Source organism: Natronoflexus pectinivorans (assembly GCF_004345615.1).
GTDB lineage: Bacteria > Bacteroidota > Bacteroidia > Bacteroidales > Marinilabiliaceae > Natronoflexus > Natronoflexus pectinivorans.
The window spans coordinates 77,657-95,483 of sequence record NZ_SLWK01000008.1; the positions used below are offsets into that span (position 1 = coordinate 77,657).

General features: G+C 40.3%; 10 protein-coding genes. 8 read left to right on the plus strand and 2 right to left on the minus strand.

The features are described 5' to 3' along the window. Positions 1-272: 272 nt before the first annotated feature. Positions 273-572, minus strand: coding sequence for a PqqD family protein (locus tag EV194_RS11225; protein ID WP_132434138.1), 300 nt, complete (start codon positions 570-572; stop codon positions 273-275). 529 nt (positions 573-1,101) lie between these two features. Beyond that, a complete protein-coding gene (gene tsaD / locus EV194_RS11230) occupies positions 1,102-2,118 on the minus strand; it encodes a tRNA (adenosine(37)-N6)-threonylcarbamoyltransferase complex transferase subunit TsaD (RefSeq protein WP_132434139.1) in 1,017 nt (338 codons plus the stop codon). A 318-nt stretch (positions 2,119-2,436) separates the two neighbouring features. Between tsaD and EV194_RS11235 the strand changes: the two genes are divergently transcribed. The 8 genes from EV194_RS11235 (at position 2,437) to EV194_RS11270 (ending at position 17,820) form a co-directional block, all read left to right on the plus strand. Beyond that, entirely contained in the window at positions 2,437-6,807 is a 4,371-nt protein-coding gene (locus EV194_RS11235; RefSeq protein ID WP_132434140.1) for a translocation/assembly module TamB domain-containing protein, read from the plus strand. A gap of 68 nt (positions 6,808-6,875) precedes the next feature. Next, positions 6,876-7,574: a MotA/TolQ/ExbB proton channel family protein gene (locus EV194_RS11240; RefSeq protein WP_079558967.1), complete on the plus strand. Its 699-nt coding sequence runs from the start codon at positions 6,876-6,878 to the stop codon at positions 7,572-7,574. A gap of 11 nt (positions 7,575-7,585) precedes the next feature. Then, the gene (locus tag EV194_RS11245) at positions 7,586-7,975 is read left to right on the plus strand and encodes an ExbD/TolR family protein (RefSeq protein WP_232468307.1); all 390 of its coding nucleotides are present in this window, start codon (positions 7,586-7,588) and stop codon (positions 7,973-7,975) included. A gap of 4 nt (positions 7,976-7,979) precedes the next feature. Continuing rightward, a complete protein-coding gene (locus EV194_RS11250) occupies positions 7,980-8,912 on the plus strand; it encodes an energy transducer TonB family protein (RefSeq protein WP_132434141.1) in 933 nt (310 codons plus the stop codon). A 1,386-nt stretch (positions 8,913-10,298) separates the two neighbouring features. Continuing rightward, complete coding sequence (locus EV194_RS11255; RefSeq protein ID WP_165921874.1) at positions 10,299-13,595, plus strand: TonB-dependent receptor; 3,297 nt, start codon at positions 10,299-10,301, stop codon at positions 13,593-13,595. Between the two features lie 318 nt (positions 13,596-13,913). Further along, a complete protein-coding gene (locus tag EV194_RS11260; RefSeq protein WP_243699397.1) occupies positions 13,914-16,181 on the plus strand; it encodes an efflux RND transporter permease subunit in 2,268 nt (755 codons plus the stop codon). Further along, entirely contained in the window at positions 16,178-16,918 is a 741-nt protein-coding gene (locus EV194_RS11265) for an outer membrane lipoprotein-sorting protein (RefSeq protein ID WP_132434142.1), read from the plus strand. The genes EV194_RS11260 and EV194_RS11265 overlap by 4 nt, the downstream gene beginning before the upstream one ends. Positions 16,919-17,022: 104 nt before the next feature. Continuing rightward, positions 17,023-17,820 (plus strand): sulfite exporter TauE/SafE family protein, encoded by a 798-nt coding sequence (locus EV194_RS11270; RefSeq protein WP_132434143.1) that lies wholly within the window; start codon positions 17,023-17,025, stop codon positions 17,818-17,820. Positions 17,821-17,827: the final 7 nt, after the last annotated feature.

Consider the following 17,827-nt stretch of genomic DNA (forward strand, 5'->3'; position numbering starts at 1 on the left):
GTTCCAATGTACAATGTTTTCTTTGAGTATTGTGCTTCTATCTGATTATCTAAGTAACTATTTAAATTAGTTTCAAAAAAATACAGATTAGAGACAGATGCAATAGTTAGTGACGATAATTAGAGACATCTCTCCCAATGGTTCGGCATTTTTGTTCTTTTTCTTTCTATCGGTTCAAATATCTTATCCCTCATTGCGGGATTTCGCTGTGCTCAATATCTAATAATCTTAAAGTCAAATAATCTAATATCTATAAATCTAATATCTGTTCTCTAAACAACTTCTTCAATAATCTCTTTTTCAATGGCTTCGGAAATGAATTTTTCCAAATCTCCTTGTAATACACTCATTTCTACGTCGAAAGATTCAAAAAGTTTCGTGGACACCTGGTTGAGTGTCATTTCCCCGTCCAGTAATTCCAGAATGGCGGCTCCCGTTTCGTTCAGAGTAATCACTCGTGTCATGTCTGCCACACTTTTCACCAAAGGAACCAGAACCATCTCATCCCCAACTTTTCGGGTCACAAAGTTATCACTTTTTAACCGAAAAACAGCACCCATATTCAGTGACATGTCATTATTTTAAAAGTTGCAACATGCAAAGATGAAAAAAAATGCGGAATTGTAATGCTTGATTCTTCTGTGGTTTAACGTAATTTGACGAAAGTGTGGTTTTTTTTTATGAAACAACTTGATTTTTTGGTTAAGCAGATTTTAGTTTGAGGTTCGAAGTTCTATGTTTAATGTTCGAGGTTCTATGTTCGAGGTTTTGAGTTTAAGGTTCGATGTTCTATGTTTAAGGTTGGAAGGTGACAAGGTTTATAGGGGGAAGTTTTGAGTTTATGGTTTACAACCACAAAGTACACAAAGATTTACACAACGTACACTACGGGTTTCTTAGTGAACATTGTGCCTTCTTTGTGCCATTGTGGTTAAAACCTTATGTGTCTTATGTGGTTAATATGGTTTATTCCGTCTTGCGAGACTCCGTTCTCCGTTCTCCGGTTTCCTGTTTCCATTTTACCCTGTCACCTTCCAACCCTAAACCCGTTTTCCGTTTTCCGTTTTCCTGTTTCCGTTCTCCCGTCTCCTGTCTCCCGTTTTATCTATTCCTCGCATACGGCACCGCATCCTGCCCTGCAAACTCCCCTTTCAAATACTTATAATACCCTGTTATGGCAATCATGGCAGCATTATCGGTACTGTAAGACAGTTTGGGAATGTAGGTTTGCCATCCTCGTTTTAGGGCTTCCATTTCTATGGCTGTTCTTAGTCCGCTGTTGGCTGAAACACCGCCAGCAAGTGCAATCTCTTTTATGCCGGTCTCTTTAGCGGCTCTTATCAGTTTTCCCATGAGCACTTCCACAATTGTTTTTTGTAGAGATGCGCACAAGCTGGGGATATTTTCATCAATGAATTTGGGGTTCTCTTTCAGTTGGTCGCGCAAAAAATAGAGGAAAGAGGTTTTTAAGCCCGAAAAGCTGTAATTAAGTCCCGGAATTTTAGGTTTGTTAAAGGTAAAAGCATTGGCGTCTCCTTGCTGTGCATATTTATCGATGAGTGGTCCTCCCGGGTAGGGTAATCCTATGGTTTTGGCGCATTTATCAAAAGCCTCACCGGCAGCATCGTCAATGGTTTGGCCAATGATTTCCATATCCAGATGATTGCGTACCAAAATAATTTGGCTGTTGCCTCCCGAAACCAAAAGAGATAGAAAAGGGAATTCGGGCGTTTTTTTTCTGCTGTCCGGTTCCTGAATAAAGTGAGCCAACACATGCGCTTGTAAGTGATCGATCTCAATGAGTGGAATGTTACGAGCCAGAGCAAATCCTTTAGCAAAGGAAGTCCCCACCAATAAAGATCCCAGCAGTCCGGGACCACGCGTAAATGCCAGGGCATTTACATCCTCAGCTGTGATGCCGGCATCTTTCAATGCCTTAAACACAACAGGTATTATGTTTTGTTGATGAGCTCTGGATGCAAGTTCGGGAACCACACCGCCATACTCCTCGTGAACCGACTGTCCGGCTATTACGTTAGATAGTATGGTATCATTTTTGATGATAGATGCAGAGGTGTCATCACATGAGGATTCAATTCCGAGAATGATGGTTGACATAACAAAAAAAATATTTTAAAGCCTTAATCTGGCTGCTGTTCGATTTAAGTTCTATATTTTTGTAAAAAAATAGATAAATAGAATAGTAGATTTTAGAAATTTAGATTGTTTTAGTGAGTTCTTTTTTTACAGTTGATTGTTTAACTAACTGAGGTAAATTATGCTGTTTCTAATCTTTTTGTCTGAGCTCTATAATTCTATATCTCTAAACCAAACCTTCATACAAACTTAAAATCTGTCGTTCTACGACATCAAAATATAAAGGGCAAAAGTATTAAAAAAATACACAAAATATTATTATCAGCACTCATTGTTCTGGTGGGATTTCCATTGATCATATCCACCATTTTGATGATTCCGGGAGTGCAAACCAGTCTGGTAAGACTGGTTACAGCAAGATTATCCTCTGATTTAAATACCACCATCGGCATCGACCGGGTTCATATTTCTCCTTTTTCCGGAATCACGCTTTCCGGTTTTTTATTGCTCGATCAACAAAACGATACGCTTTTTTACGCCAGAAACTTAAAAACGGGCATCGATCGGTTTTCTATCAGACAAAAACATCTTGGGTTTGGCAATGTGCGGGTTCAAAACCCGCAGATGAATATCAGGGAACTTGAAAGCCATGAATTGAACTTTGCATTTTTATTGGATTCGCTTCAAAAATACAGACCCGATTCCGTAATATGGGATTACAGTATTCAGGGGCTTCGATTGGTGAATGGCCAAATGAAATTGCAACACTCTCAATTGCTCCAAATGAATCCGCCCAGGGAATCAATGGATGTCTCGGAGATCAACCTCACATTGGCTTTTGATTTTAACCGGTCAGATACTCTGGGATTTAATCTCTACAACGGTCGTTTTCGTAAAAAAACAGGATTGTCGGTTACCGATTTTGGTCTAGCAGGCGCTTTGGGTGATAATCGTCTGAATATTGACGAAATGCTGATTAAAACAGACCACTCGTTTTGCTCCCTAAATCAGGTGTATATAAATTTTGGTGCCGGTAATATTTTTGATGTGGAATTTCGTGCAATGATCAATGAACTTATTGTTTCGCCCCACGATATCAGGTTGTACCAGAATGAATTTCCGGCCATTGAAACCCCAATACTCATAAACGGATTGGTTTATGGCAGTCTGAATAATTTAAAGGGCAGACAGTTTTCGGCAGGTTTTGGTCGAAACACTCAATTGGTTACCAGTTTTGATGTGGATGGTTTATCCGATTTTTACAACGCATTTGTGTATATGAACATTGAGTCGTTTCAGACCAATGTGACCGATCTGGAGTTATTAATACCCGGGGAAGCACCTCAGATCCCTGCATTTCTTAACGAGTTTCAAACCATACAATACAGAGGTAATATTACAGGATTTATAAACGATATGGTTGCGTATGGCACCTTTAACAGCCCTTTAGGAACTGTTAGTACTGATGTTGGGCTGAAAATTATGCCGGATAACCACTTTGTGTTTTCAGGAGATTTACGAACCTCCGACTTTGATCTGGGGAGACTTTTGAGTATGGAGGATGAGATGGGAAGGATTGCCCTTAACATGGCCATAGATGGTGAGAGAAAATCTGAAACCGATTACCGTTTGCTGATGGATGGAAGCATCTCTGAAATGGAGTTCAGAAAATACCTTTATAACAACATCAGTGTACAGGGTTTGCTAACCCATCAGATGTTCGACGGACGAATAGATGTTGATGATGTAAATGGCTCATTGGATTTTATGGGTAAGGTTGATATGTCGGGCGCTGTGCCTTATTTTGATTTTAACGCAGCTATTCGCAACGCTCGCCTGGACAGATTATTGTTGATGTCTGAAGAAGCTGATTTTGTCCTTTCATTGCAGATGAACACCAATTTTGAAGGTGATAATCTGGATGATTTGGTTGGAGAAATTATCTTAACTGAGGGTTTGCTGACTTCTTCAGAATTGTCCTTGGATTTTGACTCTGTTAGTTTGCGTGCCAGCCGGGAGAATGGCAAAAAACGACTGGTTCTTAATTCCCCGTTTGCAAACGGGGAATTGGCAGGGAATTACTCATTTGTAAATTTCCGAAAAACCATCAATGCGTATCTCGGGCTTTTTCTACCGGCACTGGTTTCCGCTTCCGTTGAAAATGCTGTTAACCCAAACGACTTTGAATTTCATATTGAAGTTTTGGATATGAGCGATTTACTTACTCTTATTTACCCAGAACTGCAAATATCCGACATGGGATTCATCAATGGGAAATTTGCTCCGGCCAGATCGGAAATGGAGTTGGATGCCACTTTTGATTATGTCAATTATAAAAATTTCCGTTCAGAGAATTTGGAGATACAGGCTCATTCGAATGGCGATCAGGATTTAACCATGACTGCACGTGCTGATCGTGCAGGCGTTGGTAAGTTTGTTGATTTCAGTAATATATCCATTCATCAAAAGGCAGGAAAGGATACGCTTCAAACCAATTTGTTTTGGAACAATTGGGACGAGGTCACCTATAGCGGAGCACTATATTCAACCTCTTCTTTCAGAAGAGATTCTGAAGGAGAACGGTTTACAAGTATTATTCTTCATCCCTCATCAGTCATTATGGCCGATACTCTTTGGAATATACATGAAACCATTGTTTCAGTATATCCCAAAGGATTTAGCGTACGAGGTTTCCGCATTGAGAACGACGGACAGTTTGTGCATTTAAATGGATTTTTGCACCAGGAGGCCGAAGATGGCTTGAACCTGGTATTCAATCGTCTTGATCTGTCAAGATTCCTTACAGGCACACAGGAGAGTGACATCTCTTTTGCCGGAATTATAGATGGAGAAATGGTACTTCGTGACTATTTTCGGGAACCATTGTTGTCAGGCAATGTTAATGTTCTGAATTTTGAGTTTAATGATGTGGGTTTTGGAGATTTGCGTTTACGAAGTGTCTGGAATAACGAACTGGAGGCTCTTGCAGTAAATGCATCCATCGAAAAAGATGACAAAAGAATGTTGCAGGGATTTGGTTTGTTTCATCCCCAGCAGCAACACCTGGATTTTCAGTTTGGTCTCGACAGTCTGAATATCGCTTTTCTAAACCCGTTTTTAGAGAATGTCATTCAAAACATAACGGGTACTGCTTCAGGACAAATGTTTTTGAAGGGAGATGTAATGAATCCCAGTCTCACAGGAAAGGTAAATCTTAACAATGGCCATTTTGATGTTGATTTTTTAAACACCTCCTATGCTCTTTCAGATTCTGTACATTTTTATAAAAATGAAATCAGGTTTCGGAGCATGAAACTAAGCGACCGTCATCACAGAGAAGGTCGTTTTCACGGATCAATATTTCATAATGGCGCATTTTCCGATATGATTTACAATCTGCGTCTGGATGCCAATAATATGCTTGTAATGAACACCAATTCAGTGCACAATGAATATTACTACGGAAGGGTGTTTGGAACCGGAACATTTTTGGTTACCGGAACAAGCGAAAATGTAAATCTGACAATAAATGGACGTACGCGTCCTAATACAAGGTTCTTTATCCCAATTCAGTCGGCAACGGAAGCTTCCGAGTCCAATTTTATCCGTTTTGTAGGTTCTGCTGATTATGTCCCAGGTTTACCCACCATTGAACCTCAGGAGTACACGGTTGATCTTTCGGGTGTAAATCTTGAAATGGATATTGAAATTACCCCGGATGCTCAGGTTCAGATTATTTTTGATGAGCGAATAGGGGATATTCTTCAAAGTTCCGGAGCCGGAAATATACAAATACGAATTAACCGTCAGGGGCTGATTCGTTTCTATGGTGATTACACCATACAGGAAGGAAATTATCTGTTTTCACTTCAGAATCTCATCAACAAAAGGTTTGTCATCAATCAGGGCGGTACTCTTAAATGGCAGGGTGATCCCTATAATGCCGATATTGATATAACAGCTGTTTATCGATTGCGTGCTTCATTAAGTGATCTATTTGAGCCAACATCCGTTGGTTCCGGAGCCAACGGTGCTTCAGATCTGCAACGCAGAGTTCAGATACATTGTAATCTGCACCTAACGGATATGTTACAGCAGCCTGTTATCCGTTTTGGACTGGAAATGCCGACATTGGACGAAACTCGTGAATCACTTATTCTGGATTACATCTCCTCCGAAGAGGAGATGAACCGGCAGGTTCTTTCGCTTTTGGTATTAGGAAGATTTTACACCCCTGAGTACATGCGAATGGGAGGTGCAGGTGCAAACACCATGAGACATGAAAACACAGCCCTTTTAACCACCACGGAGATGTTATCTTCACAAATAAGCCGATGGTTTTCAACCATCAGCAGCGATTTTGATGTGGGCGTAGCCTACCGTCCCGGCGATAACATTACCAGCGAGGAGTTTGAGTTGGCGCTTTCTACCCAGGTGTTTAACAATAGGGTCAGCATCAATGGAAACGTGGGGTACGGTAAATATCAAACCAACACCAGTAAAATGATCGGTGATTTTGATGTGGATGTCAAGCTCAACAGAACCGGTACCATCCGTGCCAAAGCCTATACCCGTTCAAATGAAGATTTACTTTATGAAACATCTCCAACCACCCAGGGAATTGGTCTTTCCTTTAAGGAGGAGTTTGATCATTTTAGGGAGTTGATGCAAAAGTATTGGCGCATTATTGCCGGTAGACGAGAGGATTAGAAAATGTTGAATGTTCACTCTTTTTTTATATTTTAGCAACTTGTAATGACTAATAAAGAATTAAACTTATGAACTTACTATTAATGATGCAGGCAGGAGCCGAGGCCTTAAACGGCGATGCCCTGGACGGTGAAGTTGCTCAGGAGAGCATTCAGCTTTTCGAGCTGGTGTTAAAAGGCGGATGGATTATGATTCCTCTTGCTTTTCTGTCCATCATAACGGTTTATATATTTATAGAACGCTATTTGGTGCTCAAGCGTGTTGCAGTTGAAGACACCACTTTCATGAATCGCATCAAGGACTACATTCACGATGGGAAAATCGATTCAGCCTTGTCGCTTTGCCGTTCAAACAACCATCCGGTAGCCCGAATGATCGAAAAAGGAATCACTCGCATCGGTCGGCCTCTGAATGACGTCAACACTGCCATCGAAAACGTTGGTAACCTTGAAATCAGTCGGATGGAGAAGCGCTTGCCAACTTTGGCAACTGTGGCCGGAGGAGCACCCATGATCGGTTTTCTTGGTACGGTTATTGGAATGATTAAATCGTTCTGGGAGATGGCTGAAGCACAGGGAAGTGTTGAAGTAGCACAGCTTGCAGGCGGTATTTATACCGCCCTTGTTACAACGGTAACCGGATTGATTGTAGGTATCATGGCATACTTTGCCTATAATATTCTAGTGGCAAAGGTTGAAAAAGTTATTTTCAAAATGGAAGCCAGAACCATGGAGTTTATGGATATTTTAAATGAACCGGCACGCTAAATCTTTTTGTGATGTTAAAATCAAGAAGTAAAATAAATGCAACATTTAGCATGTCGTCGATGACCGATATTGTGTTTTTGTTGTTGATCTTTTTTATGATCACATCAACACTGGTCAACCCGAATGCTATCAAACTGATGCTGCCACAAAGCCAGCAACAGGCTACTGCGTCGCCTGTTACTTCGGTTTCAATAACCAGGGAGTTAAATTATTATGTGGAACGCCAGCCGGTAAGTTTTAACCAGATAGAGAGTGTTCTAAGGGAGCGGCTGGCAGGTGAGGAAGAACCATACATCTCATTACATGTGGATGAGAATGTGCCAATGAAAGAAGTGGTAAAAGTGATGAACATTGCCAGAAACAATAATTATAGGGTGATATTAGCAACCAGAGCCAGGTAGTGATATGGAAGAGCAGGACAAACTGGAAAAAAATAGTGACAGAACATATGGAATGGTAGGAACCATTATTTTCCATGCCGTTTTGTTATTGCTTTTTCTGATATGGGGTTTAACCACCGTTGTTCAGGAAGAGGAGGGTATTCTTGTGGCGCTTGGTGATTCTCAGATTGGAATGGGAACATCTGCTCCACCTCGGACTGCTCCAACTCCTCAACCTGCTGCATCTCAGGCTACTCCACCGCCTCCTGCTTCACCTCCTGTGCCTTCTAGTCCTCAGCCAAGCAGGGAACAGGTGATGACTCAAAATGTAGATGAAGCGCCTGCTGTTTCTCCCGAGGAGAAAGCACGCCGTGAAGCACAGGAAAGGGAAAGACTTGAGGAGCAACGACGACGTGAGGAACAAGAACGCCAAAGACGAATAGAACAAGAACGGCAACGGCAGGAAGAGCTGGAACGCCAACGAAGAGAAGAAGAGGAGAGAAGAAGACGTGAAGAGCAGGAACGACAGGCGCAGGCTGCCCGGGACGCTGCAAGCAGGGCATTTAGTGGTACCGGTGGAGCCGACCAGTCGCAGGGAGACACACAGGGCATTGGAACACAGGGACATTTATCCGGTGATCCTTCTGCCTCCGGTACAACAGGCACAGGTTTAGGCCAATCCGGTTCGTCATTTAGTCTTTCCGGAAGGAGCTTGTCAGGAGCGTTACCCAGACCTGAGTATAATATACAGGAGGAAGGAATCGTTGTGGTTGAAATCACCGTTGACAGGAATGGGGTCGTGACGAATGCTCAGCCTATTCTGCGAGGAACAACAACTCAAAATTCTTACTTGTGGCGGGTAGCAAGGGAAGCTGCCATGAAAGCCCGTTTTAACCGTGATCCAAATGCTCCTGCGTTTCAAACAGGAACCATAAGTTATCATTTTATTCTTAATTAGAACAATTGCTTCATAAGTTATTATTAAAAGGGCTTCGCAACCGCGAAGCCCTTTTGCATATTTATTCCGTAACCATTTAGTTGTCCAAACCGTTTTGTGAACAATGCCTCCTGTTAATTCTATGTTAATGTACCATTTTTAATTTGGAATGAATTAAAAGAGGGTTATTTTTAAAATGAGGATTTCATATTTTATGACAAAAATCATTGATTTGCTGCATCTGGTGTTAGATTTTATCATCAGGTTTGCGAACTTTCTGTGGAGATGTAAAGTTTAGAGCCATGGGTGTTTAGACAGGATTCTTGTCAATATGTCGAAGTTCTTGTTTTTATTGGTTATTGACAAGGTTACGTTTTTTACAATTTTTAAAAATTATCTTTTTTGATACTTTTTATGTAAGATGTGTTTGTTGATGAATTCACAGGTTTAGAAGCGGTTGAAAAAAGTGATCATTTATTGCGGTTAATTATTGTTAAAATCAATCTGTGATTGAAACAAATTTGATAAACTTGCAGTATAATTTGATGAATGACACAGATTAAAGGATTAAAGTTCTTTCATAATTTTAAGGTTAGGGTAAAAAGAATATTTGGGATTCAATCTCATTGAATCCCAAATTTCAACTAAAGTTGTATTTTATTTGTTTCATTAAATAAAATAGGTTTTTCATAATTTTGGGTTAGGGTTAAGGTTAGAAACGGGATACGTCAAACGAGGCGGTCCCGTTTCTGTTTTTATATCCTTTTTTTGGACGGGCTGTGTCGTTCAGTTAGCTTGCAAATCCTTCTCTTTCAGCTTGCTTAATAAGTTTTTCATGATTAATAGTAAGGTTGGTCTTACCTTGTAGTTTGAAATTTTATCAACGGCAAGAATGCTTACAATGCCACTTTTATAGACTGTTTAATATTATATTGAATTGATTAAAAAGATCTTTAGATTATATCCTGAGGTATTCGGGATTCGTTTCATCTTTCTAATCTATCCTATCTTTCTAAATTCTATAGATCTATGGAATTCTTAAGAAACAAAATTTTATCAGTTACTTATTCTATATTATAAATAAAGATCAAACTACTTACATACATTAAACAGTTGTTGTTTGTGTTGAATTAATATGATTTAAATCATTATTTTATAGGAGTTTGGAGCTTTCGATTGAAGTCTTGTAAAACAGACGTATCTTAAATGTGTTTGAATATCAAATGTTTATTCTGATTTGATTTTTCTTTAATCTTTTCTTGTAAATATTTTAACCATGTAACATTGGAATGCCGGTATCTTTGAGGTATGGAATAATAATAAAGAATGGTTTAAATTGCGAAAGATTTAACCAGGTATAGCTTATTTTTTCCAAACTTAATTAATTCATTAAACTTTTTTAATCAAATGGGAAATTCAAGGATTTTTGCATTACTGTTTGGCATCCTTGTGATGTCATGGCTTTTTCAGCCTTTAACTGGTCAGGTTACAACTTCGGGGATAAATGGAAGGGTACTTGATGACAACAATGAGCCACTACCTGGAGTAACAGTTGTTGCTTTACACGAACCATCAGGAACACAATATGGTGCTACCACTAATTCCGAAGGCTTTTATAACCTGCACGGTATGCGCCCGGGGGGACCTTACCGTGTAGAATACTCTTTTGTTGGATATCCTAAGGAAACGTTTTCTGAGATAGTTTTGTATCTAGGTCAAACATTTTCATTGGATGCTGTTTTAACAGAGGGAACTTATGAACTTGGTGAAGTAATGGTTGTTGGCCGAAAAGCTTCTGCTTTTCAAACTGACAAAACGGGTGCAATGACCAATATTTCTAACCAGCAGATGAACGAGATGCCAACCATAAATCGGAGTATTTCGGATATTGCACGAATTTCTCCCTATGCCAATGGTATGGGATTTGCAGGTGGCGACGGTCGCTCAACCAATTTCACCGTAGATGGAGCCAACTTCAATAATAATTTTGGTTTGAGTGCAAATCTACCAGGAGGAGGCAATCCAATCTCATTGGATGCCATAGAGGAAATTCAGGTTGTTGTTGCCCCGTTTGATGTTCGCCAGACTAATTTTATTGGTGGTGGGATTAATGCAATTACAAAATCAGGAACCAATACCTTTAGAGGTTCAGCCTATACTTATTACACCAATCAGGATATGAGGGGGAATAGAATTGGCGATGTTGATTTTGGTGATCGTGATAAAGAATCCAGAACCATATATGGGGCAACCTTAGGAGGTCCAATCATCGAAAACAAGTTGTTCTTCTTTGTTAACGCTGAATATGAAAAACAACCTGAACAGGTTGTGTTCTGGAGACCCTCAGAGAATGGAGTTGCCAATACCGATCTTATGCTTTCGCGCACGAGTGTAGCCGATATGCAACGTGTTAGGCAGCACCTGATTGACAATTACGGGTATGATCCGGGTTCTTACTCGGACTATCCTGCCGATAAAAGCAACAGGAAGTTTTTGGCTCGCCTGGACTGGAATATTAATGACGCACACAAGTTAAGTGTGCGTTATAATCATACCAAAAACCAAACATGGAGCCAAACAAATGGAAATTCTACCGACGCGGGATTTCGTAACAGAGTTATGAACAGAATCTCACAACACTCCATGGCTTTTTCAAATTCTATTTATTCCGTTGATAATATCGTGAATTCAGTTTCGTTTGATCTGAACAGTCGGTTGTCAAACAATATTTCCAATCAATTCTTAGTAACTTACACTGAAATTCAGGATATGCGTGGTTCTAATTCCAGCCCTTTTCCCTTCATTGATATTATGTACGGTGTAAACGAAGATGGTTCGCAAATACTCGAACCATACATGTCTGCTGGCTATGAGTTGTTTACCTGGAATAATGGTGTTAACAATAACATCTTCAATATTGTAAATAATACAAATGTATATCTGAATGACCATAAATTGACCATTGGCGCAAGCTATGAATATCAGATGGCGAATAACGCATACATGAGAAACGGAACCGGTTATTACCGTTATGCCAGTATCGATGATTTTTTGAATCAGGCAGCTCCGAGGGACTTCGCACTTACGTATGGTTATGATGGTGAAAAGAATCCGGCTGCAGAAGTTGCTTTTAACCAGTTTGGAATTTATGTACAAGATGAATGGAGCGTTAATCCTGACTTAAAGTTAACATTTGGCGTGCGTGCTGATTATATGAAGTATGTTGATAATATCATACGTAATAACGCCATTTATGAGTTGGATTATGGTGGTAAAAGAATTGATACAGGTGAATGGCCTTCAGCAAATATTCAATTTTCGCCACGTGTAGGATTTGTTTGGAATTTAACTGAAGATCAAAGCATAAAGTTCCGTGGTGGTACCGGTATGTTTGCAGGCAGGTTGCCTTTAGTGTTTTTTACCAACATGCCAACTAACTCAGGAATGGTTCAAGGTAGTTATGCTGCCGTTACAACATATGACTCCGATGGAAACGTCGATCGTGTTGACCCTAATCTGGTAAGACTCGCAGGACCAATAATCACAGATGTAAATGAAATGATCAGCACATTGGGTCTGCCAAATACCATCTCCCCGGAAGATGGTGTTCTTCCGCGTGATGTTAATGCAATAGATCCTGACTTTCAGATGCCTCAGGTTTGGAAAACATCCATAGCGATAGACTTTGATCTTCCCACAACATTCCCGCTATCAGTAAGTTTGGAAGGTATATATACAAAAACCATCAACGGTGTAATGCTTAAGAATTATAACCTAAGACAACCTGATGATAATTGGCAACGTTTCAGTGGTGCTGATGATAGGTATATTTACCCCGCAAGTAACGACTTGACTTATGCGTCTCGAAATGCATACGTTCTTTCAAATACCAGTGAAGGATGGGGAGCTATTGGGAATATCTCTGTTTTTGCAGAGCCAATCCAAAATTTAAACCTGATGTTTGCATACACCCTTACCGAATCAAAAGAAATTTCAGGTATGCCGGGAAGTAATGCAAGCTCAGCTTATTCCGGACTCATTCAGGTTGATGGTCCTCATCTGCCAAAGTTACAGCGCTCTCAGTTTGTAGTTCCCTCTAAGGTTATTGCTTCAGCATCCTATAGAATTCCTTATGCAAGGAATCACATGGCAACTTCAGTGAATCTATTTTATACCGGTTCTTCACCATATGGCAACAGTTTTACTTATACCAATGATATGAATGGTGATGGCATTGCAACCGACTTGATTTATATTCCCAGAGAAAGAGGTGAAATCAATTTTGTGAGTCGGGAAGATGAAGATGCTTTCTTTGCTTTTGTTGCACAAGATAAATATTTGAGCAACAACCAAGGCGGTTACGCAGAAGCTAATGCTGCCAGAGCACCATGGGCGCACCGCTTTGATTTGCGTTTCACTCAGGATTTCAGTATAGACGTTAGTGGGCGAAAGAATACCTTGCAGCTGACACTTGACTTCCTTAATTTTGGAAACTTAATCAACAATAAATGGGGTGTTTACAAAAATATGTTTGCTGGAAATAGCGGCCAAATCCTTACTTATGAAGGAATGGACGAAAATAGGGTCCCCAGCTTCTCTATGGTTCGGGATTCTGATGGAAATTTCCTGAAAGAGACATACTCAACATATTATCACAGAAGTCAGGTTTGGCAACTCCAAATCGGTGCAAAATATTTTTTCTAATAGATCACTTAAATGACGGAAAAAGGCCTGCAAACCATGCGGGCCTTTTTTGTTATATTCATAGCAAAGTTCTAAAATATTTATCAGATTGTAAAACACCTATTTGTATTTACCTCCCACTTTATACTTCTCAATTCAATTCCTCACTTTCATTTTTATTGCTACATTTGCCCTTTCTCAAAATTCATTTAATATTTTTGTAACATTCATCAGGTTGTTGCGAATTTCTTCTGATTACCAAACTAGTTTTCATTGATTTTGCCGGGTTCAAAAACCGGTGAAATGTGACTGTTAATCACATTAATAAAATCATCTAACGTGGATAAACTAATTGGGAAATACCGGCTTTTATTTGTTCTTGCCATTTTTATTTTGGCCGTATTGGCGGTTACCCAGTTTTCCCGATTAAAGGTTAATCCGGGATTTGACGACTACATTCCCGGTGAGGTTGGCAACCGTGCCTATATGAACGTGCTCGACAGTATTTTTGGTGGCAATGAAAAATTGATGGTAATACTTACCGGTGAGGAAATCATTCTAAACCAAGAAACGCTAGATAGAATTGAAAGATTAACAGAAGGCCTGATCGCTTTGGATGGGGTTGAGAATGCCACTTCGATAAAGGAAGTTTTTACCCTTGCCTTGGTGGATGGATATACCACTCAGATTCCAATAATTGATGAAGAGCAAATTGAAAATAAAGAACTAAATGCATTAAAGTTCGCCATTCAAAATAGCGAGGCTGCACGACGGTTTGTTTCTGCGGATTTTACATCCACTGCCATTATTGTGACTAAAACAGTGGGTGCTGTTGATGATGAGTTGGTGGCGGGGTTGATGGATGTAATTGAAGAGAATCCCGGCAGGGAGGCTGTTTATATTGGAGGCTTGCCGTATTTGCGGACTTCCATTAAATCATACATCAATCGCGATTTAAAATTGTTGCTGCCAACGGCGTTGGCATTAATGGTGCTGATGCTTTATCTCTCTTTCAGAGAGTGGAAAGGGGTTTTGCTCCCTTTTTCGGTGGTTGTTCTGTCCATCTTATTCTCATTCGGTTTTATGGCTGTTATGGGGTGGGAAATCTCATTGGTGTCGGTTTTGCTGCCCATTATGTTGATAGCCATTGCCAACGATTATGGCATTCACTTAATCAACCTGTATCAGGAAAAATGCCGCACTGGCAATTTCAACGGCATGGGAGCCATAGCCATGGAAATATACCGTGACTTGCGCAAGCCAATTTTAATAACCGCACTGACAACAATTGGGGGAATGCTTGGATTACTTACCCACAAAATGGCTCCGGCTGCTCAGTTGGGAGTGCTTGCTTCTTTGGGGATTTTGCTCGCCTTTTTAATGAGCATCTTTCTGATTCCCGTGCTTCTGAGTTTTTACGGGAAAAGACGAATCGTACAAAGAAAGGTGCAGATAGAAAGAGAAACATTCATCAACCGCATATTATTGCAGTTTGCGCGGTGGGTTATACAATATCCACGTCGTGTTGTGGCATTGTTTATCATTATTGCCGTTGTTAGTACTTTTGGCATCTTTTTTATTAAAATTGATACCAACATCGAAGGTTATTTTTTAGGGAAATCAGACATCAGCAAAAGTGTTGAGTTGGTGAACGAAAAATTTGGAGGGTCACAATACGTATCCGTATTGTTCAACGGTGATGTATTGTCACCCGATGCACTTGGAAAAATGGAGCAGTATGCTTCTGCCGCATCAGATATTCCCGAAGTTGGCCACGTTATTTCTCCATCCGTTTTCTTTCGGGAGTTAAGTCATGGGTTATACGAACCTGATGAAGCCGGATACGGAGCGCTCCCTCAGTCAAATGCTGAAGCGATTCAGTATCTTGAAGTTGCATCCATGCTTGGATTTCAGGGGGAGATTTCCCAACTGGTTGATTTTGATTACAGCAATGCCAGGATGCTGATTAGCATGACCGATGGCAGCAATCAGACAGGGAAAAAAGTGCTTGATGCACTGCATCAAATCACATTAAACGACCCTCGGCTGGTGGCCATTGCAGGTCCGGGGTTGTCAAAAATTCAGATGGCCGAAATGGTGATTCACGGTCAGATAGCATCACTTGCACTGGCTTTGCTCATCATACTTATTCTGTTATCGGTGATTTTTAAATCACCGGCTGCCGGATTTAAAGGCATATTGCCTTTGCTGCTTTCGGTATTGTTTTTGTTTGGTGTGATGGGGTATTTGGGAATTGCTTTGGATATTGTTACCGCGCTTCTTTCGTCCATTATGATTGGAGTTGGAATTGATTACACCATACATTTTTTATGGCGTTATAAAACAGAGTTTGCTAAATTGTCTGATAATTCCCTTGCCATTCACAACACTCTCGTTACCTCCGGAAGAGGCATTATCTATAATGCTTTTTCGGTAATGGTTGGCTTTTCTGTGTTGATGTTGTCGGGATTCGCACCATTGCGCTTTTTCGGTGTGTTGGTAACGGTTTCAATTTTTGCCTGCCTGATGAGTGCCTTGTTGTTGATTCCTGCGTTAATAACACTCACAAATCCGGCTTTTTTACAAAAACAAAGTAAATCAAAATGAACAGATTAATTCTAATTATAGCTGCATTGCTGTTTTGCAATTTTTGGAGTTTGCAATCGCAAACTCCAAAGGAGTTGTTTCGCGAGTCGTTAGAAAAAATTGCCAGGCAGAACATCCATCTTGAAATTGAACTTGAATCCACCAATCGCAGAGGAAACAGTCGGGTAAGGGAAATGGATGTTTTTACATCCAATATTGATGATGTGCGTTATGTAAAAGTTGAATTGCTTTCACCCGATGAGGTGAAAGGAGTTAAAATTGTTACCTCGGGAAGTGAAGAGAATCGTGGGACAGTTGAGATTTTTATGCCTGCAACCGGAAGGGTTCAACGTTTGCGTTCGTACGACAACCCAACGGTTATGGGGAGTGAAATTCCCCTTGACCAGTTAAATTTTGATGCTTATAAAAATTATGGATTTTCGATGGAAACAAGGGAGATGTTGAATGGATTGGAACATCATAAACTGAAGTTGGAGTCAACCGATGATGAAGGTTGGTTTTATGTTTGGATATCAGTTGATGAGGTTTTGTTAAATCGCATAGAGCGATTTAACGCTGCGGGCGTAAAATCAATGGTGACAGAAATGTCAGATTATCATGTTGTGAGCCATCATAGCGGAGCATTGTTTCCTGGTGAGATTCAATCAACCAATCTGCAGAGCAATGAACAATCGGTGATGAGAATTCGTTCGGTACAACCTATTCTTAATCCTTCCAAGGAAGATTATACGCTTTGACAGATGTTTGATTGACCAGAGATTATTTCTCCAGTCTCAATTATTCAACAACTCATTAACTCAACAGATAAATATTTCATCAGCTCAATATAAGAAAATAAACAGTGTTTTTTTATTCCTCCATAGAACCGGTTTACTACCTGCTTCCCATTATCGGGTTTATCGTTGGTCTTTTGGGAACCATGATTGGAGGAGGTGGCGGATTTGTGTTTCTGCCGTTGTTGACTCTTGTTGTTGGAGCGCCAACACAAACGGCTGTAATTACCTCCCTTGCAGCCACGCTACCCATCTGTTTGGTAGGTGCAGTTGCTCATTTCCGCAAAGGAAATGTTAACTTGCGTGCCGGATTACTGTTTTCAATGGTGGGGGTAGTTGGAGCATTTTCAGGAGCTGCCATTGCCGGGTACATCAGTGGTGCGCAGTTAAAAATGGCATTTGGTGTTTATTCCGTTGTGATAGCTCTCAATATATTTTTTGATACGCTCCGCAAAAGGCGAAACGAGTTGAAAGGGAAAGCAACAGGTGTCATGGTTAAAAGCATCAATGTGCGAGGTGGTTTCCTGGGTTTTTTCGCCGGTGTTATTACCGGTACATTTGGAACAAGTGGTACGGCTCCTGTTTTGGCTGGTTTGTTTTCCATGCGAATGACTTTAAAAATGGTGATTGGCACCTCTTTGATGGTGGTTTTGGTCAATACTTTTTTCGCCATTGGAGCCCATTTTTTACTGGGGCAGATTGATTTAACCCTGGTGTTTTTTCTAACCAGTGGCTCGGCCATTGGTGCGGTATTGGGACCCTTTTTTCTCAATAGTTCTCAGAGTGTTGATAAATCGGAAAACAAAATCAGATACATATACGCAGCAGTGATGGTATTGCTGGGAATCTTAATGATACTTAGATAATATATAA

Coding starts and splice junctions, on each gene's coding strand:
- EV194_RS11225 (WP_132434138.1), bottom strand. CDS start 572: ATGTCACTGAATATGGGTGCTGTTTTTCGGTTAAAAAGTGATAACTTT.
- tsaD (WP_132434139.1), bottom strand. CDS start 2,118: ATGTCAACCATCATTCTCGGAATTGAATCCTCATGTGATGACACCTCT.
- EV194_RS11240 (WP_079558967.1), top strand. CDS start 6,876: ATGAACTTACTATTAATGATGCAGGCAGGAGCCGAGGCCTTAAACGGC.
- EV194_RS11245 (WP_232468307.1), top strand. CDS start 7,586: ATGTTAAAATCAAGAAGTAAAATAAATGCAACATTTAGCATGTCGTCG.
- EV194_RS11250 (WP_132434141.1), top strand. CDS start 7,980: ATGGAAGAGCAGGACAAACTGGAAAAAAATAGTGACAGAACATATGGA.
- EV194_RS11255 (WP_165921874.1), top strand. CDS start 10,299: ATGGGAAATTCAAGGATTTTTGCATTACTGTTTGGCATCCTTGTGATG.
- EV194_RS11265 (WP_132434142.1), top strand. CDS start 16,178: ATGAACAGATTAATTCTAATTATAGCTGCATTGCTGTTTTGCAATTTT.